11 protein-coding genes and 2 pseudogenes are annotated in these 17,923 nt (G+C 71.6%); 8 read left to right on the forward strand and 5 right to left on the reverse strand.

Annotated features, from left to right (window positions below):
* Positions 1-654 (reverse strand): GntR family transcriptional regulator, encoded by a 654-nt coding sequence (locus R2S09_RS33110; RefSeq protein ID WP_316745008.1) that lies wholly within the window; start codon positions 652-654, stop codon positions 1-3.
* A gap of 149 nt (positions 655-803) precedes the next feature.
* Here R2S09_RS33110 and R2S09_RS40740 point away from each other — a divergent pair.
* A pseudogene (locus R2S09_RS40740) lies at positions 804-890 on the forward strand (FAD-dependent monooxygenase); the annotation flags it as partial.
* Positions 891-1,187: 297 nt separating this feature from the next.
* Complete coding sequence (locus R2S09_RS33115) at positions 1,188-1,712, forward strand: GNAT family N-acetyltransferase (protein WP_306184068.1); 525 nt, start codon at positions 1,188-1,190, stop codon at positions 1,710-1,712.
* A gap of 11 nt (positions 1,713-1,723) precedes the next feature.
* Here the strand turns inward: R2S09_RS33115 and R2S09_RS40745 are convergent.
* Positions 1,724-1,930, reverse strand: a pseudogene (locus R2S09_RS40745) (hypothetical protein); the annotation flags it as partial.
* An 855-nt stretch (positions 1,931-2,785) separates the two neighbouring features.
* On the opposite strand from R2S09_RS40745, the gene R2S09_RS33120 reads away from it, so the two are divergent.
* Complete coding sequence (locus R2S09_RS33120) at positions 2,786-3,130, forward strand: MerR family transcriptional regulator (protein WP_306184067.1); 345 nt, start codon at positions 2,786-2,788, stop codon at positions 3,128-3,130.
* A gap of 237 nt (positions 3,131-3,367) precedes the next feature.
* Here the strand turns inward: R2S09_RS33120 and R2S09_RS33125 are convergent, their stop codons facing one another.
* Together R2S09_RS33125 and R2S09_RS33130 are read right to left on the reverse strand one after the other, a co-directional pair.
* Positions 3,368-5,053, reverse strand: a complete 1,686-nt coding sequence (locus tag R2S09_RS33125; RefSeq protein ID WP_200418088.1) for a ribonuclease J — start codon at positions 5,051-5,053, stop codon at positions 3,368-3,370.
* Positions 5,054-5,529: 476 nt separating this feature from the next.
* Positions 5,530-5,805, reverse strand: coding sequence for a hypothetical protein (locus R2S09_RS33130; protein ID WP_316745013.1), 276 nt, complete (start codon positions 5,803-5,805; stop codon positions 5,530-5,532).
* A gap of 235 nt (positions 5,806-6,040) precedes the next feature.
* Between R2S09_RS33130 and R2S09_RS33135 the strand changes: the two genes are divergently transcribed.
* The 5 genes from R2S09_RS33135 to R2S09_RS33155 all read left to right on the forward strand — a co-directional run bounded on the left by R2S09_RS33135 (position 6,041) and on the right by R2S09_RS33155 (position 17,010).
* The gene (locus R2S09_RS33135) at positions 6,041-6,244 is read left to right on the forward strand and encodes a cold-shock protein (RefSeq protein WP_014670069.1); all 204 of its coding nucleotides are present in this window, start codon (positions 6,041-6,043) and stop codon (positions 6,242-6,244) included.
* A 784-nt stretch (positions 6,245-7,028) separates the two neighbouring features.
* On the forward strand, positions 7,029-8,480 hold the full coding sequence (locus tag R2S09_RS33140; RefSeq protein ID WP_316745018.1) for an effector-associated domain 2-containing protein: 1,452 nt from the start codon (positions 7,029-7,031) through the stop codon (positions 8,478-8,480).
* Positions 8,481-8,525: 45 nt separating this feature from the next.
* Positions 8,526-9,524, forward strand: coding sequence for a MoxR family ATPase (locus R2S09_RS33145; protein ID WP_316745019.1), 999 nt, complete (start codon positions 8,526-8,528; stop codon positions 9,522-9,524).
* Positions 9,521-12,478 carry an SAV_2336 N-terminal domain-related protein gene (locus R2S09_RS33150; protein ID WP_316745021.1) on the forward strand — a complete coding sequence of 986 codons (2,958 nt, stop codon included), beginning with the start codon at positions 9,521-9,523 and terminating at the stop codon, positions 12,476-12,478. Before R2S09_RS33145 ends, R2S09_RS33150 begins: the two co-directional genes overlap by 4 nt.
* Positions 12,475-17,010 (forward strand): AAA family ATPase, encoded by a 4,536-nt coding sequence (locus R2S09_RS33155; RefSeq protein ID WP_316745023.1) that lies wholly within the window; start codon positions 12,475-12,477, stop codon positions 17,008-17,010. Before R2S09_RS33150 ends, R2S09_RS33155 begins: the two co-directional genes overlap by 4 nt.
* Positions 17,011-17,033: 23 nt before the next feature.
* On the opposite strand, the gene R2S09_RS33160 is transcribed toward R2S09_RS33155, so the two are convergent.
* Complete coding sequence (locus tag R2S09_RS33160) at positions 17,034-17,864, reverse strand: hypothetical protein (RefSeq protein ID WP_306184051.1); 831 nt, start codon at positions 17,862-17,864, stop codon at positions 17,034-17,036.
* Positions 17,865-17,923: the final 59 nt, after the last annotated feature.

Here is a 17,923-nt window from a genome sequence, read left to right on the forward strand (position 1 = left end):
TCAGTCGACGCGCAGGGCGTCGATCACGCTGCTGAGGTGGGCGCGAACGGCCTTCTCGGCCGCTTGCGGATCCCTGGCCGTGATCGCTTCGATCACGGCCAGGTGCTCACTCAGGGACTGCTGCGGACGGCCCGGCCGCAGCGCCAACTGGAAGCGGTGGCGCACCAGTTGGGCATTGAGCCGCTCCAGGAGACCGACGGCCGTGTGCTGGCCGGAGATGTCCCGGATCAGGGCGTGGAGGTCATGGTTGAGCTCGGAGTAGGTGACCGGATCTCCGTCGGCGACCGCCTTGGACATGGCCGTGCCCAGGTCGGTCAGCTCGTCGAGCTGCGCGTCGGTGGCCTCGGTCGCCGCCTTGGCCGCGCACAGCCCTTCGAGCACCATCCGGCACTCCGTGATCTCCACGGCCTCTTCCACCGTTACCACCCGCACCCGCGAACCACGGTTGCGGATCCGCTCGACCAGCCCCTCTGAGGTCAGATCGAGCAGTGCGGCGCGCATGCTGGCACGCGTGACGCCGTAGCTCTCGGCGAGCTCGTTCTCCACCAGCCGCTGGGCCGGCGCCATCTCGCCCTGCAGGATCGCCTTCCTGAGCCGCTCCCGCGCATACTGCTTGGCCTGCTCTCCGGAGCCTGGACGGGCTTCCTCCGGCATCTGCCCTCCCTGAGTGAGTGCCTGTCGACGCTAAATCTAAGTGAACAGAATCGTCAACAATTCTGTTCACACTTCTGCGGGTGACGTGAGTCACGGTGGAGGTCACCGGCGGCGCGCGGTAGCGGCCCTGATCGTCTATCCGGTGCGGCGTGCGCACCGCCTCCTGCACCTTCCGTGCCCAGTTCGCCGACCGCTGGCGCACGGGCCGCATCTTCCTGCTCGGGGACGCCGCCCACCTGACCCCGCCGTTCGTACACCTGCCTGATGCGGCTCACGAGGCCGGCCTGAAGTCGTCCTGCACAGGCCGGCCGTCGCTGCGGCAGGCCCAGGGGAAGCAGCGGTTGGCCACCCCGTTCTCCGGCTCCTCCGCAGCGGCTGGGGCGTCCCAGTCGCTGTCGGCGGGTGGCCGATGCGGTGGCAGTGACTTGGTCGATCGCGGCCTGGGCAGGCGGTTCCCGGGAGCGGTGCAGGAATCCTGCCCAAGCAGCCGACCCGCCGCACGACGGCACGCCCCGGTGCGAAATACTCTCTCGATGAGTTCACGCACTTCCCCTAGTAGCCAGCCGGTCACGATACGGCGGGCCGTCGCGCGGGATGCCAAACGGCTCACGCGGCTCGTGCGTGGTTCAGGCGCCTACGCGGGTAAGTACGCAGGAGCAGTCGCGGGCTACCGGGTCGGTCCTGATTACATCGAGGCCCACCGCACCTTTGTGGCCGTCGGCTCCGAGGAGCATGGAGGCCGGGTCCTCGGGTTCTACTCACTCGTCCTCGCTCCACCGGAGCTCGACCTGCTGTTCGTCGCCGACGAAGCGCAAGGACGGGGTATTGGACGACTGCTCGTCGCGCACATGCAGTCCGAGGCCCGTGCCGCCGGCCTCGACCGTGTCAAGGTCGTGTCGCATCTTCCCGCCGAGGACTTCTACCACCGCGTCGGTGCGGTGCGGATCGGGACCGCGCTCGCGAACCCGCCCGCCGTGCCGTGGGACCGTCCCGAATTCGAGTTTCGCATTCCTTCGGAAGAGGCGTGCGACGGAGGCGCTGGGTGCTGCCGGTCGTAGCCGGCCCCGGCGCTTCGCGCGATTCGGTGGGTGATGAGGAGAGTGCTGACGCCGCCGGAGCCCACGATCGTGACGCCGTCGAGGTCCAGCACCGTCCGGTACGAGGCGGCGCCGTGAGCAGCTGCGGCATCGAGAAGCTGAGGGGCACTGTCCCGGTCGATTCCGCCGCGGACTTCGCCACGCTGAGGCCCTCGAAGCAGGCGAGCGTGGTCGACAATCGGTTGCCTTCCGGCGGGCCGCCGATGCCTTCCATGCTCTGATCAGCGAGCTGGTCACCCAACAAGTACGTGCCCGGCCCCGTCCTTGTGCAGCTGTGTGTGGTCGTCGGGGAGGTAAGGGGCACGGGCTGGGACACTGATGCCGGCAGCCCGGCGAGCAGACCCGCAACGGGTGGGTCGGCACCGTCTGGAGATCGTTGGGCCACTCTGAACTCGGCTCGTGCGCGGCCACGTCTCGCAGGATCTCCAGTCGGAGAGCGGTCCTGATCTGGGCCTCGGCGCGGGGTCGTGGCGGTGGACGTACGCGGCTCGGGACGCCGTACAGCGTGGGCGAGCACCGGGCCGGTCCCACCGAGGACCGCTGTACGGGAAGCGGGGAACGCCATTCGAGTGAGCACTCTTCCTGATGTACCTGCGGCAGAAGCAGACGCACACCCCATGGAGAAAAACTCTCATGGCGACGGTAGACATTCCGCCGTCACAGGGTTAGCGTTGTCTTCGTACCCAGAAGTCGAAGTGGGCACAGCAGACACGAACTGCTGTGCAGGTAGACCAGAAGGACACGGCCCCAGGGGCTGTGAGCAGCACCCGCGTATCCGCGTAATCGAAAGGTAGGAGCAGAACGCCATCAGGATCGCCCGGGCGAGGAAGCAGTCCGCCCGGGTACCGCAAGGCCCCGGATTGGAAGGTGGTCCCCGGTCACGCATTCGCGATCCCCGCAGCCCCGCCCTCCCGGGCGGCACCTGCGGAAAAAGAAGGCCGGCGCAGCGCGCCGGTAGATGGTGTTGAAAGCTCGGGGCCCGGGTGCCGTACTGGCACCCGGGCCCCCCGACGCGTCCCCGAAAGAAGAGGTTTATGCCGCCTGCCGGTTCCCGTCCCGTCGGCCCTCTCGACGATGACGACTACCCCGCCTACACCATGGGCCGGGCCGCCGAGATGCTTGGCACGACCCCTGCCTTCCTCCGTGCCCTCGGTGAACACCGCTTGATCACCCCGCTGCGCTCCGATGGCGGCCATCGCCGCTACTCCCGGTACCAGCTGCGCATCGCCGCCCGCGCCCGCGAACTCGTCGACCAGGGCACCGCCATAGAGGCCGCCTGCCGCATCGTCATCCTCGAAGACCAGCTCGAAGAGGCGCAGCGCATCAACGAGCAACTGCGCGCCGAGGGCGGCAAGCCTCAGCCGAAGGCATCAACCTGATCAGAACGCCCGAACCCGAGGCATCCGATGCACTGCCGACGGACGAGGCCGCTGAGGGACCGCACCGCCGTTCCGCAGCTCAGACGGGCTCAGCGCGTCAACCGGACTCCACGGAAGAGAGAACCGCTGGATCTGGAACCGGGGCAGCTTCTGGCCGCCGCTGAGGCGGCACCGCCCGGGGAGTCCGTCGCGGGCGGGGCCGCGGCCGGAACGGGGACGGCGCTGCCGGGCCATGGCTCAGGCGTCGATGATGACGGGGATGATGAGGGGCTTGCGGCGGTGGGTGCGGAACGCCCAGTTCGCGACGGCGCGGGCGAGGAGTTGTTCGAGTTGGTGCGCGTCCCCGACGCCTTCCTCGGCCGCGGTGGCCAGGGTCTTCTCGATGACGGGGATGACCGGCTCGAAGGTGGTGTCGTCGTGCACGAAGCCGCGGGCCAGGAAGTCGGGGGCCTCGGCGAGGGCGCCGGTGTCCGCGTCGACGATCGCCACGACCGTGACCACGCCTTCGGCGGCGAGGGTGAGGCGGTCCTTGAGGGACGCTTCGGTGGCGCCGCCGACTTCCATGCCGTCCACGTAGACGTTGCCGGCGGGGACCTTGCCGGTGATGGATGCGCGTCCGTCGATCAGGTCGACGACGACGCCGTCCTCGGCGATGACGACCCGGTCGGGGTCGACACCGGTACGGATGGCGAGGTCGGCGTTGGCCCGCAGGTGGCGCCATTCGCCGTGCACGGGCATGACATTGCGGGGCTTGACGATGTTGTAGCAGTAGACGAGTTCGCCGGCGCTGGCATGCCCCGAGACGTGCACCTTGGCGTTGCCCTTGTGGACCACGTGGGCGCCCCACCGGGTGAGTCCGTTGATCACCCGGTAGATGGCGTTCTCGTTGCCGGGGATGAGGGAGCTGGCGAGCAGGACGGTGTCGCCCTTGCCGATGCGGATCATGTGGTCGCGGTTGGCCATCCGTGACAGCGCGGCCATCGGTTCGCCCTGGGACCCGGTGCACACCAGAGTGATCTTGTGGTCCGGGAGCTTCTCCAGCTCCTTCGTGCTCACGACCAGACCGGAGGGGACCTTCAGATAGCCCAGGTCACGGGCGATGCCCATGTTGCGGACCATCGACCGGCCGACGAAGGCGACCTTGCGGCCGTGCTGGTGCGCGGCGTCCAGGACCTGCTGGATGCGGTGCACGTGGCTGGCGAAGCTGGAGACGATGACCCGGCGCGGCGCGGTGCGCATCACCTGCTCGATCGCCGGGTTCAGCTCTCGCTCGGAGGTGGTGAAGCCGGGTACTTCGGCGTTGGTGGAGTCGGTGAGGAACAGGTCCACGCCCTCCTCGCCGAGGCGGGCGAAGGCGCGCAGATCGGTGATGCGGTCGTCGAGAGGGAACTGGTCCATCTTGAAGTCGCCGGTGTGCAGCACCATCCCGGCCCGGGTGCGGATCGCGACCGCGAGGCTGTCGGGGATGGAGTGGTTGACCGCCACGAACTCGCAGTCGAAGGGTCCGAGGCCGCGCCGGTCGCCCTCCCGCACCCGCACCGTGCGCGGCCGGATGCCGTGTTCCTTGAGCTTGGCCTCCAGGAACGCCAGCGTCAGCTTGGAGCCGACGACGGGAATGTCGGACCGCTCGCGCAACAGGTACGGCACGCCGCCGATGTGGTCCTCGTGGCCGTGGGTGAGTACCACGGCCACGACGTCGTCCAGCCGGTCCCGGATCGAGGTGAAGTCCGGCAGGATCACGTCCACGCCGGGCTGGGTCTCCTCGGGGAACAGCACGCCGCAGTCGACGATGAGCAGCTTGCCCGCGTGCTCGAAGACGGTCATGTTGCGGCCGATCTCACCCAGGCCGCCCAGGGCGATGACCCGCAGCCCCCCTTCGGGAAGGGGCGGGGCGGCTTTCAGCTCGGGGTGCGGATGACTCATACCCTGACGGTACCCGCAGAGCGGGACGCGTGATCCATTGCCCGTGCGATCTCCTTTTCCCGAGGAGCCGGGGCACCCCCAGTGCGTGCCCCGGCACGATCGGATCACGCCGGCGGCCGGAACGGGCAGTGGCGGCAGCGGTACCACCTTCCGTGGCCGAACCGTTTGCCCGGTGCTGAAGAAGATCTCGGACGCCCTGTCGTGTTCTCCGGCGTTCGCGGCCTCCCGGTGGGTCTCGGCCTGGTCCACTCGAAGTAGTCGAGGCGCGGGTGCCGTCGGCGCTCAGAAGCCAGTGGGCTGAGAGGGCCCCGAGGCGGCGGACCGCATCGTCGGCATCGTCGCCGAGCTCGTCACCGGCTACCGCCGTCATTGCCGGTCGCACCCCAAGCAGGTTGTGGCAGGCTCTCCGACCTGCAGCGCCGTTGGCAGGGTCGCCGCTCCGGCCCCTGCCGGAGCCCGCTGCGAGAGCGGCCGTCTCATCGAAGGCCGGCCGCGCCCGCCTGGAGCAGGCAGAGCCGACCTACCTCGCCATCGTCCGCCGCCTTGTCTTCGATCACCTTGAGCGCGAAGGCGTCGACGTGGGCGAGCTCGCCGGCTGCCGGCGCATCGCCCAGGCGACTTGATCCGCGTTCGTGTGGGGAGGGGCCGGTCACGCATGATCGGTGAGGCCCACCCGGAGAACAGTCGGCGGCGGCGAGGCCATGCCTCGCCGCCCTGTGCAGAAGAAGGGCGCGCAACTGCTTGATCACCATCGGCCGAGCCTCACGGGCGATCCAGCCCTTCGTTCCGGGCCGGATGTTGGCGCGTTTCCGCTAGCGTCTTCGTTCATGGCGTTATAGCGTTGTGATCAGCAGTCGTGGTTCCGAAGTTCCGTTCGCCCGTGATCGCCATCACGGGCGTTCTTGCTGTTCAGCGCCTCTCCGGACCAGGGCGATCACCTCCCGGTCGCGCAGGGTGCGTGCCCGGTTTCCCTCAAAGGAGACAGTCATGGCCAAGGGCACAGTGAAGTGGTTCAACAGCGAGAAGGGCTTCGGCTTCATCGAGCAGGAGGGCGGCGGCCCCGACGTCTTCGCCCACTACTCCAACATCGCCAGCCAGGGCTACCGCGAGCTGCAGGAGGGCCAGAAGGTCGAGTTCGACGTCACGCAGGGCCAGAAGGGCCCGCAGGCGGAGAACATCCGCCCCGCCTGATCGCGCGCCTCGGTAAGGGCCCGGCATCCCGGCTTCGGGACGCCGGGCCCTTACCGGCTGCCGCAGTGGTCAGCGGGCCAGAGCCTGATCGGTGTCTCGCGTGTCCCAACGAGCCATTGCCGGGAACAGTGCGCGGAACTGCCGGTACGACGGCGCCAGGCAGGTGACAGGGCAGTTCCGGACGGAGGTGGACTGCGGCGGTGCGACCGTCGACAGCGGTAACGCGGTGGCGGAGTCGGGCCGAGGACGACCTTCCGGTCCGTGGAACTCCGGCCGGTCAGGGCCGTTGTTCATCTCAGGTCGGGGAAATTCCGACGCGACGCAGCCAGGCGTCGGGTCGGGTGAGTCGACCCCGCGCCCGCGGTGATGCTCCGCAGGGCCACCTTGGAGGCGGTGCTGGAGCGGGCATCGCGGGCCGAAACGGCGCCGACGCCTGGCCCGTCAGCCTGCGGCCCGACGGCTTCCCGTCCGGCGCGCAGATGCAGGGCGTGGACGGCAGCGCGCGGTCGCCCGGCGGCCGGCAGGCGGGGTGCCGGGGACGCGGCCGGGCCGGGGGTGCGCTCGCTGAGTTCCCGGACTGCCAGACGGTGCGTGGAACTTCGGGTCCGCGCCGCGCACGTGGTGGCGGCGCGTCTGCGGCGCGGTGCCTCTCTGCGAAACCACCGAAAGGCCGCGGAGGCTGACTCCGGTCCCTACAATTGACCTTGGCTCGTCAGCGGACCACCTCAACTCCCCGGAGGCGCAGCATGGCGGAAGTCGGTACGGGCTGCGGACCTCTTTACTGATGCAGGAGCCGGATGCGCGCGGGGCGCTGGGCGAACTGGTGGAGATCCTGGTTGCCTTGGACGGACTCCGCGACGATCCCATGCGCGCGGTGATCATCGACGAACTGGGCCCGCAGATCTCGTCGCGGATTCCGCGTCACCCCGCCGTACGGCAGGAGGTCCTCGCCATCGTGCAGACGTGTCTGCGGGTTCCGGGCGGGCTCGTCACACTGGCCGACGTGCTCACGGCGTTCCACGGTGACGACCGTAAGGTGCAGCGGTTCCGGCAGCTCGTTGAGGCACTCTCCCTTCCCCTGGAGCTGCGGGAGGATGAGCGGCGCGAGCTGATGACGGTCCTCGGCTCGGTGCCGGGCAGGCCCTGGCTGGCGGCCTACCTGGAAGCGGCGGGTCGGGTCGTCGAACGCCTCCCGGACGATCTGAGCGAGGCGCTCGCCGTGCTGGAGGACCTGCCCGCGCCCCGAGGCGAGGCTCCCCGAGTCTTGCGGTTCACCCAGGCGCTGGTGGCGGGTCGCCGCATGCCGGAGCAACTGCGGGACGAGGTACACCGGTGGAACACGAGGCTCACTCGCCGGCTCGGGCTACCCGAACCGCCGCCCCTGCCGCACCGCGAACCCGGTGCGCCCCCCGACGAGGACGCCCTCCTCGTCCTCAGCCTCCAGCCGTATCTGCCCCGCGGCGAATCATGCCTGCTGTCGGCCTGGCTGGGGTACGGGCAGGACGGATGGCTCCCGCTGGTCCAGGAGGACGAGCCCCGGCCGATGTCCCAGGTCCCGCCCATGATCAGCGAATTCATGGCGGTCGTCAGGGACTACACGGGTGGCCGCCCACCCAGACGCGTCGAGTTCCTGCTTCCGAGGTCGCTGCTGGACCTGCCCGTGGACCAGTGGGTGATGGACGTTCGGCCGTCTGCGGCAGGCCCGGCGAAGTCGGCTCTCGGTGCTCACTGCGCCGTCGTCGTCCGCGATCTCGAACGCGCCACCGACCCGTTCTCCCGTGGCCTGTGGACGCGGCGCTGGGACGCCTTCCGTGAGGGTGGCACGCTGCCGGAGGACGAGGTGCTGTGGCTGGATCCGGCTCGCCGGTCAGTGGGGTACGGCCCCGCACGCGCACCGGACTCCGTGTGCGCGGTGGTCATCGAGCCCCCGGCTCCGGACAACTGGTCCCGCACCGCCACCGCGGACGCGCTCGCCACGGCACTCGACACGGGCGTTCCGGTGGTGCTCTGGGATCGCCGGACAGGGCCGGCCGACCGTGCGCCGCGGGGCGGATTCCGTCGGGTGGCGCGGGAACTGATGCATGGTGGCACATCGCAGCAACTGCCGGAACGTGTCCGGTCGTTGCGTGCGGAAGCGCTACGGTCGGCGGAAGTGGAATGGGGGCGGCACATCGCGCTCCTCTGGGACGATCCGACGTGCACCGTCGGAGCCGGAGGCGCACTGCGATGGCCGTAATGCCCGACGGCGACAGCGGCACGGCGGGTGGGAGGAGCAGACGACGTGCAGGAATGGCACATCTACCAAGGCCACGGGGTGCCCCACGACGGGATCGCGCGGCTCCCCGCGCCGCCACCGTGGCGTGACATGACCAAAGGCGGGGAGAACGACCATGACGTCGAGCGTTCCGCCCCGCGGGCCCGCGCGTACCAGTCCGACCCACACATCGTGGACGCTGTCAACGCGGCACTGCTGCTACGCCGCCCGCTGCTGGTCACCGGCAGGCCGGGCACCGGCAAGTCCACGCTCGCCCATCACGTCGCCCGTGAGCTCGGGCTCGGCCGGGTGCTCTCCTGGCCGGTCACCAGCCGAACGACCCTCAAGGACGGCCTGTACACGTACGACGCCATCGGACGCCTGCGGGAAGCCGGCCGCGTCGCCGCCGCGCACACCCGGCCCGCGAGTGAGCCGCCGCCGCACGCCGAGGAACGCTCCGACATCGGGACGTATCTGCGGCTGGGACCTCTCGGCACCGCGCTGCTGCCCTCGCGCCGTCCGCGAGTGCTGCTGGTCGACGAACTCGACAAGAGCGACATCGATCTGCCCAACGACCTGCTCCACGTCTTCGAGGAAGGCGAGTTCGTGATCCCCGAACTCGTGCGTCTGGCCAAGGAGCCCATCGTGGACGTGCTGACCGATGATCCCGGCGGCGTCGCCACCGTCGCCCGCGGGCAGGTGCGGTGCGGGGAGTTTCCGTTCGTGGTCATCACCAGCAACGGCGAGCGCGAGTTCCCCGCCGCGTTCCTGCGCCGCTGCGTCCGGCTGGAACTGCCCGAACCGGACATGGAGAAGCTCACCCGTATCGTGGAGGCGCACCTGGGCAGCGGCGCCACCGACCGTGCCCGGCACCTCATCGAGACCTTTCTGCGCAACCGCGACGAGGGGCTGCTCTCCACCGACCAGCTCCTCAACGCCATCTTCCTCTCCCGTGGCAACGGAACCGCCGAGAACCGTGAGGAACTGGTGCGGATGCTGCTCAGGCCCCTCGGACCGGGCACGTGATCAGACAACTGGCCGAGCTGCTGCGCCGTGTGGGGGAGGAGCCCGACGCCGAGCAGCTGGCGGACGCCCTGTGGCTGGCGGACCACCTGGGGCCGTCGGCCGCCCCGGCCGGGTTCGCGGGCGCCGCCGTCACCACGGCCGCGTCGGAAGGCCCGCCGGGGACGGCAGGCCGGCCGCCTTGGGATCCGGAGCCGGCGGCTCCCCGCACGGCGCCGCCGACGTATCAGGCCGGCATCGGGTCGAACTCCCCGATGGCGCTGTACCTGCCCGAGGCGCGGCCCGCACCCAGGAGCGCTGAGGGCCAACGGATACGGCTGCGGGCACCGGCCGCCCTGCCGCGGCGCGCGGCGCTCGCTCGCTCGCTGCGGCCGCTGGCCCGCCGGGTCCCGTCACGGGACGTGACAGTGCTGGACGAGGAGGCCACGGTGGAGGGCATCGTCGACACCGCCCAGTGGTCCCCCGTGCTGCGCCCCGCGCCCAGCCGCTGGCTGGACCTGGTGCTGGTCGTGGACGACTCCGTATCCATGGCGCTCTGGCGCGACACGGTCCGCGAGTTCCTGTCCGTGCTGAGCAGCGTCGGCGCCTTCAGATCCGTGCAGCACTGGGTGCTGCCGACCGAGGAGATCCCCTCCCACGGCATCGTCCTGCGGCCGCCCACCGCCCGGTCCGGCGAACGCCTCGCCGACCGCAGCCCTCTGGAGATCGTCGACCCCACGGGGCGCAGAATCGTGCTGGTGGCATCCGACTGCGTCAGCCCGTCCTGGGCCGACGGCACGCTGGGCCGGCTCCTGCGTACCTGGGGGGAGTCCAGCCCGGTCGCGCTGGTGCATCTGCTGCCACGCCGGATGTGGAAGCGCAGCGCGCTCAGTGTCCACGAGGTACGGCTCGGCTCCGACGCGCCCGGCGTACCCAACTCCGGTCTTCGCGTCACCCCCCTGGACGGCCGCCTGTCGGACAGCCACCGGCTCGCCGCGCGCGCCATGGCCGTGCCCGTGCTGGACCTCCACCCCGACTGGCTCGGGCAGTGGGCCGCACTGGTCAGCGGCGAGACCTCTGCGTGGGACACCTTGGCCACTCTGGTACCGGAGTCTCCCGCCGCGGTGGTTTCCGGTCCGCCCCCCTCGCCCCCGACCGCCCTCGTGCCTACGCCTCCCGAGGACCTGGTCCTCGCGTTCGTCCAGCATGCCAGCCCGATGGCACGGCGGCTCGCCGTGCACGTGGCGGCGGTACCGCTCAGCCTGCCCGTGATGCGGCTGGTACAGCAGGCGGTGTGCAGGGACACCCGCCCGTCCGTCCTCACCGAGGTCCTCTTCACCGGCCTGGTCACCCGCGCCGACCACGACGCCGACGATGCGGACGCCTCCGTGCACGAGGTGATGCCCGTACCGTTCGACTTCCGTCCGGGCGTCCGCGAAGTCCTGCTGGGCATGGCGCGGAACACCGAGATCCTGCACACGTTGTCCCTCGTCACGGAATGGCTGTTCGACCGCCTGGAGCGTTCCGGCACCCCCACCGCCGACTTCACGGCGCTGCTGGGCGGGGAAGCACCCGCAGTCGACGTCGCCCGCTCGGTACGCCCCTTCGCAACCGTCACCGCGCAGGCCCTGCGCCGCTTGAGCGAGCGCTACGAAGCGCTGGCGCGGCAGCTGGAGAAGCCGGCCACGGCTGAGGCGCCCGGCCTGCCCTCCGACGGCACGAGGTCTGGGGACAAGGCATCCGCCGGGACGCCCGTCGTCTCCGGGACCGTACCCCCGGCCCGAACGCTGCTGGACCGGGACGAGCTGCTGACCGAGGTGCACGCGAGCGCCTTCCGCGGGCGCGACGCAGGCTTGGTGCTGACGGCCCGCGAGGGGGGCGGCGCCACCGCCGTCGCCGTACAGTACGTGGCACTGTACGGCCATGCCTACGACCACGTGGCGTGGGTGACGGCCGGACGGCCCACCGCCGGGCCCGAACTGCCCGCCCTCCTGCGGGCCACCGGGCGGCAGCCCACCGCGACCTGGCTGCTCGTGGTCGACGGCGCCCGGCCGGAGGACCTGCCCGCGCCGCTGCCCGACGGGCCCGGCACCCTGCTGGTCACCTCTGCCGACGGCGACTGGCCGGACGGCTTCACACGGTGGCCCGTACCGCCGTTCAAACCGGCCACGAGCATTCGCTTCCTGCTCGAACGGGTGCACCATCTCGCCGCTCCGGTGGCGCTGCGGATCGCGGCCAGGCTGGACAACGTTGCGCTGGCGCTGGCGATGGCAGCCGGGCTGCTGTCCCGGCTGACCCCGGACGCTCTGCTCACCGCGCTCGGCGCCGACCCCACCCCCGGAGCGCTGCCCGCCGCCCCTCTCGACGACCCGGTGGCCGAGGTGTGCGCGCTCGCCCAGGACCACGTCGAACGGGAGTGCCCGGCCGCCACGCCGCTGCTGGAGCTGTGCGCGGTGCTCGCAGAGGGCCCGGTGCCGGCCGGGTTCTTCTCATGGGCCCTGCCACGCACGGACGGATCGGCGCTGGCCGCCCTAGTGGACGCCGCCCTGGTCACGGTGGCCGACGACGGGGCGACCCTGTTCGTGGCGTCCGCGGTGGGGCGGGTGCGCCGGGAGCGCATGAGTCCGGCGGAGGTGGCCGCGGCACAGCGGATGGCGAGGGCCGCGTTCATCGCCTGGCACGCCGCCGTCGCCCCGACGGCCCGGGACAGCGACGGCCTTCTGGGGTTGACCCGGCATCTGGAGGCCATGGGCGCTCTCGGCGACGACGACCCGGCCGTACGCGAGGCCGTACGCGACCAGGTACGTCTTCTCGCCGACCGCGGAGATACCAAGGGCGCCCTGGCCTGGGGCTCTCTGGCCCTGGAGCGGCTCAGGGCACAGGTCGGGGCGGACGGCCCCGGCACTGCCGAACTCGCCCTGCTTCTCACCCGGACGACGGCGGCCATGGCCAGGGACGAGGAACCGCACCGCCCATGACCACCGTCCCCGCCACGGGCCCGCCGCCGGATCCCGCTCCCGCCTCGCGCGAGCCGTCGGCCAGCGGGCCGGTGCGCAGCGCCCTGAGTGTCGGAGTGGGCTGGTTCGCGCCCGACGCGGACTCGGGCCTCGACGACGAAGGCCCCGACCCCCTGCTCTTCGCCGCGGAGCGGGTGGCCGCGGTGGCCTCGGCGCTGGAACTGCCCTGTTTCGGCTACCGATGCCAGAGACTGGCACCCGAGGACGGGGCGGACGGACCGACGGCCGACCAGATCGGCGACGCCGTGCACGAGCGGCTCACCACGACCGGACCGGACGGCATCCTCGTCATCCATGTCGTCAGCCACGGAGCCCTCAGGCCCACCGGTCTGTACGTGCTGGGCGCCGACAGCATCCACACCGAGCGCACCTCGGTGGGAGGCTGGCTGTCCTCGGTCGAGGACTTCCCCGGCCGGCCCTTGGTGCTGTTCCTGCTGGACCTGTGCCACTCCGGGGCTGCCGCTCGTCTGGAATGGCAGCTGCGCCGGATGCTCGACGGGTCCAACCGGGCCTGGGTGATGGCCGCTTCGGCCGAGGCGGAGATGGCCGTGGACGGCCGCTTCAGCGAGGCCGTGGCGGAGGTGCTGACCGCGCTGGCGGAGCGACGGCTGCAGTTCGATCCAGGCAGCCCGCACATCGGCTTCCACTGGTTCGCCGACGAAGTGCGCAAGCGGCTGCGGAAGATCACAGAGGTACGGGACGGCCTCGCCCAGCGCATCACCGTCAGCGCTCTGGACACCGTGGGCCCCGACCTGCCGTTCCTGCCCAATCCGAACTACCGCACGGCCGACGTGGCACCGGCGCTGCCACCGGCCGCGTCCTGGGCCTGGGGCCCGTTGCTCGACGACGTGGCCGATCCCGACCACTTCCGTCGCCACGCCCAGGGCGGCGCCGGATTCCCGGCTGGGCCCGCCGACCGGCAGGGGTTGTTCACCGGCCGCGCGGCGGAGGTCGACAAGGTGGCGCGGTGGCTCGCCGGCGGATCCGGCGCGAGCCGTACGATGGTGGTCACCGGCAGTCCGGGCGCGGGCAAGTCCGCGCTTTTGAGCGTGCTGTTGTGCGCAGTCCATCCCGAACTGAGGGACGAGACAAGGACGCTCTGGGAGCCGTTGGGCCGCGAGGTGACCGCACAGTCGGCGCCGCTGCCCGTCCACGCCCGCCAGCGCACCCTCGCCGAGGTGGTGGAGTCCCTGATACGCCGCACAAGTGCGTACAGTCCGCGGTGGGTGGCAGACTCCTCGGAGAGCCCGGACACCGATCCCCGCCGCTTGATCGAGGCGCTCAGCCGCAGCGCCGACCCGCCGCCCATCGTGGTGTTCGACGCGCTCGACGAGGCACGCGACCCGGTGGAACTGGCACGCGACCTGATCCAGCCGCTGACCACCCTGGACCGGCCCGACGGGCTGCCGCTGTGCCGGGTGCTGTTCGCGGCACGCGAGGAGGAGCCCTGTCTGTCCCTGATCGCCGACGCCCGCGACACCGGTGACCTGGTCGACCTCGACAAGGTCGCGCACGAGGTGCTGGAGACGGACCTGAAGGCGTACATCGAACGTCTCCTGGGGCCGGAACGGGGCATGCAGGCGCGGGAGTTCGCTGCCGCCACCGCGCAGGTCCTGGCAGACCCGGAGCACCCACCCGCTGCGGGGGCTCACCTCATCGCCGCCCTCTACACTTCCTACGCCCTCCAGGAAGGCGTGGCCGGCGCTCTGGAGGACAGCCAGGCGGCGCGTCGGCTGGGCGAACAGGTGCCCCGGGACCTGCCGGGTCTGCTGGAACTCCGGTTCGCCAGTGCCCACGCCCATCATCTGCTGCGCCCGGTCCTCACGGCGCTCGCCTTCGCCCAGGGCGACGGCATGCCGGTCGGGCTCGTGGCCGCGGTCGCCGCTGCCTTCGACACCCTTGGCGAGGGAACCGCGACGCTTGAGGTCGACGGCACCGGCGGGTCCGGCGGAGCCGGTACCGACCGGGCTCCTGAAGACCGGAGCACGGAAGTGGTACGCCTGCTCGACGAACTCCGTGCCTTCCTCCGCGTCGTACCCGGCGAACGCGGCACCGCCCTGTACCGCCTGCTGCACCAGAGCATCGCGGACGAGTTGCGCGGCCGGGCCACGCCCGGCAGCCGATCGGCACCAGGCGCGACGGCCGACCAAGCGGTGTATGCGGCGCTCCTGGACACCCTGCGGGGACCGGATGCCGCGCCGGGCCCGCACTGGGCCGGACTCGACGACTACCTGCGCCGCCACCTGGCCCAGCACGCCATCGACGCGGGCCGCTTCGACGTCCTGTGCGCCGACCCCGGCTTCCTGGTCCACGCCGACCCCGACCGGCTCGACCCCGAGTTGGGCCACGTCGCCTCGGAATCGGCGCGCAGCGCCGCCACGGTCTACCGCACCAGCGCTCACGTCCACCGCCGGACATCCGACGAGGGCCGTCGGCACATCCTGGCCATCGACGCCGTTCGGCATGGCGCCCGCACCCTCGCCGACCGGCTGGCGCGGCCGGCCCCCGGCCAGGGCACGCCTATGGCGTGGCCGCCGCAGTGGGCCACCGCCAGCAGGATCAGCGCGGACCACGCCTTCACCCTCCCCCTGCCCGGGGACAGGGTGACGGCACTCGCCGCCCCCGTGACCGGCCCGTCCGACGTGGTGACCGGTACCCGTGGCGGGCTGCTGCGGGTATGGGACGCCCGGCACGGCCGGGTGCGCGGCGCCGTCGACCTCGGACGGGGGGAGATCCGGGCACTGGCCTGCACGGAACTCGCCGGTCGGCCCGCCGTGCTGGTCGTGGCGGCCGACGGAGTACCGCAGGTGCTGACCCTGCCTGCCCTGGAGCAGCTGCGGTCGGCAGCCCCTCTGTTTCCCGGCGCGCACGGTGTGCGGGCCCTCGCCTGCGTGGACGTCGTGGGGCGCACCATGGCCGTGACAGCGGACGCGGACGGACGCCTGCAGCTGTGGGACCTGCGGGGTGAACTGCCCGCTGAGGAACTGCGCACCGGTCTGGGCCGCACCACCGCCCTCGTATGCCTGCCCCGCGAAGACGGTCCGCTGGTGGCGGTGGCCGACGACGAGGGCACGGTCCGCTTCTGCACACCCCTCGGTGAGGCGGCCGGGCCGGACCTGCGCCACCCGTGCCGGATGACCGCCCTCGCACTCGCCGCCGTAGGAGACCGTCCCTGCCTGGCGACCGGCGGCGATGACGGTCATGTACGCCTCTGGGACGCCGACTCGCACGCGCTGTTGGCGACGTCGGTCACCGCGCACGACGGCCCGGTCTACGCCCTCTCCCATGTGGACGGCTCGCTGGAGGGACCACCGGTGCCCGGCGGCGCCGGGGGCTCGCGGCCGCGGCTGCTGAGCGGGAGCAGTGACGGCACGATCCGGATCTGGGATCCCACACATGGCACCGAACTGGGACGGTTCGTCGGGCACATGGGAGCGGTGACCGCCCTCGCCCGGCCCCCGTCCGCACCGTCCCAGCCACCCGTCCTGGTCTCGGTAGGCCTGGACCCGGCGCTGCGGGTCTGGCACGTGCCTCCCGACCGGCCGCGCACGGCCCCCGAGCCCGGCCACACCTCCTGGGTCACCGCCCTCGCCCACTGCGAACTCGACGGGCGCACCCTGCTGGTCTCGGCCGGCGCCGACGGCCTGCTGCACCGCTGGGACCTGGAACAGGGCACCCCGTACGGGGCGCCCGTCGCGACCGGGCCCGCCGACGCGACGGCGGAACGGCCCGCCTCCGTGTATGACGTGGCCGTCGTCGACCTGCGGGGACGCCAGCTGGTGGTCACCGCGGGCGCCGACGGACGGCCGCGCGCCTGGGACCTGCGGGAAGGTGTCCCATACGGGGCCGAGTTCACCCCCGGAACGACGACGGTCCAAGCGCTGGCGGCCACATTCCTCGATCGGCGACCGGTCTTGGTGTCCGCGGGCACCGACGGCCTGCTGCACCTGTGGGACGTGGAGAGCGGCTCCCGCCGGGGCCTGCCGCTCGCCGGACACCTCGGCGGGGTCAACGCTCTGTCCTGCCTGGATCTGGACGACCAACCCGCCGTGCTGTCCTGCGGCGACGACGGGACTCTCCGCCTGTGGGACCTGGCGACCGGGCTGCCGCTCGCCGCGCCCGTGCAGGCGCATCAGGGCTGGGCCACCGCGCTGGCCTGCACCGTGACGAACGACGGCGTTCCGGTCGCCGTCACCGGTGGCCAGGACGGCACCGTAAGGCTGTGGGACCTGTCGCGTGCTCGGCAGGTGCGGCCGTATGGGGACACCTTGCCCGTCGTCGGCGGGGTGAACGCGGTCGCGTTCGGCGCCGGGCCGGACGGTCCGATCGTGGTTGCCGCAGACGACGGCGCCGTCCGCATCTGGAACCCGTTCAGGGAGGGCGCCGTCATCGGCCTGGGGGTGCCCGGCGCGGTGCAGTCCCTGCTGGTGTGCGGCGACCGGATGGTGCTGGGATGCGAATGGGAGATCGTCGTCCTGCGCCGCGCCGACTGACTCTCCAGCCCTTCAAAGGGGGATCAGCGCAGGCGGGCCAGCTCGGCAGCCACTTCGGGCACTGCCAGATAGCGCGTCGCCTTGTGTGAGGCGACCACGCCCAGGCTCACTTCGTGGTGGGCGTCGATGCCGGGGAAGGAGGCGGGCAGGTCGCGCGGAATCGCCACGACGTCCCCGATGTCGGCGATATTCACCCACCGTCGCACGCCCGGCGGTCGCTGTCCGGTTCGCTCCTCGTTGCCGGGCCCCAGGGAGAGCCTGTCACGCACCGCCCCCGGCAGTCCCAGCGGGGAGCCCAGCGTGATCAGCACATCCAGATCCACGGGGCGGTGCCACAGCGTCTCGTAGGCGACCACACTGCCCAGCGAATGTGCGATGACCACCCGCGGGCGGCGGCGCTCCAGCACTCCGCTGAGCTGGTCCCGCACCGCCGCACGCCGCTTCGAGGCGGGGTCGTCGAGATAGGTGTCCGCCTCCCCGCAGAACAGCACGACCACCCTCCTGGCCAGGTCACCGTGGCGACGGGCGATCCACTCGGCGATCTGACGCACCGGCAACCCGGCCCGGCCCATGAGTACCTCATCGGGAGCGCCGAGCGCCGCTGCCCAGTCAGCGAGCATCTGCTGCCCCGTCGCCCCGAGGAGTTCCGGGTCCTCGGCTGTCGTCCCCTGTGCCGTCCCCAGGTGCAGCAGATGCGCGTAGTAGGCCGCGTCAAGACCCCCTCGCTCATATGAGACGCCCTCGTAGTCCGCGCCCAAAGCCGCACCCCACTCGGCGGCCAGTGCCCGCGCGGCCCCCTCGGCGTCGCCGGCCCGAGCCAGATAGCGGTAGCAGCGGATACCGTGAATGCCCACGATCATCGATCCCCCCCAGGGACGGTCGAACGGCCTCGTGGTCCGAGCGTAGGGCAGCA

Origin of the sequence: Streptomyces sp. MK7 (assembly GCF_032658145.1) — a bacterium.
GTDB lineage: Bacteria > Actinomycetota > Actinomycetes > Streptomycetales > Streptomycetaceae > Streptomyces > Streptomyces spiralis.

Bases quoted from the DNA above. Each gene is read 5' to 3' on its own strand.
- R2S09_RS33135 (WP_014670069.1), top strand. From the start codon at position 6,041: ATGGCCAAGGGCACAGTGAAGTGGTTCAACAGCGAGAAGGGCTTCGGC.
- R2S09_RS33155 (WP_316745023.1), top strand. From the start codon at position 12,475: ATGACCACCGTCCCCGCCACGGGCCCGCCGCCGGATCCCGCTCCCGCC.
- R2S09_RS33115 (WP_306184068.1), top strand. From the start codon at position 1,188: ATGAGTTCACGCACTTCCCCTAGTAGCCAGCCGGTCACGATACGGCGG.
- R2S09_RS33110 (WP_316745008.1), bottom strand. From the start codon at position 654: ATGCCGGAGGAAGCCCGTCCAGGCTCCGGAGAGCAGGCCAAGCAGTAT.
- R2S09_RS33130 (WP_316745013.1), bottom strand. From the start codon at position 5,805: ATGGTGATCAAGCAGTTGCGCGCCCTTCTTCTGCACAGGGCGGCGAGG.
- R2S09_RS33140 (WP_316745018.1), top strand. From the start codon at position 7,029: ATGCAGGAGCCGGATGCGCGCGGGGCGCTGGGCGAACTGGTGGAGATC.
- R2S09_RS33120 (WP_306184067.1), top strand. From the start codon at position 2,786: ATGCCGCCTGCCGGTTCCCGTCCCGTCGGCCCTCTCGACGATGACGAC.
- R2S09_RS33125 (WP_200418088.1), bottom strand. From the start codon at position 5,053: ATGAGTCATCCGCACCCCGAGCTGAAAGCCGCCCCGCCCCTTCCCGAA.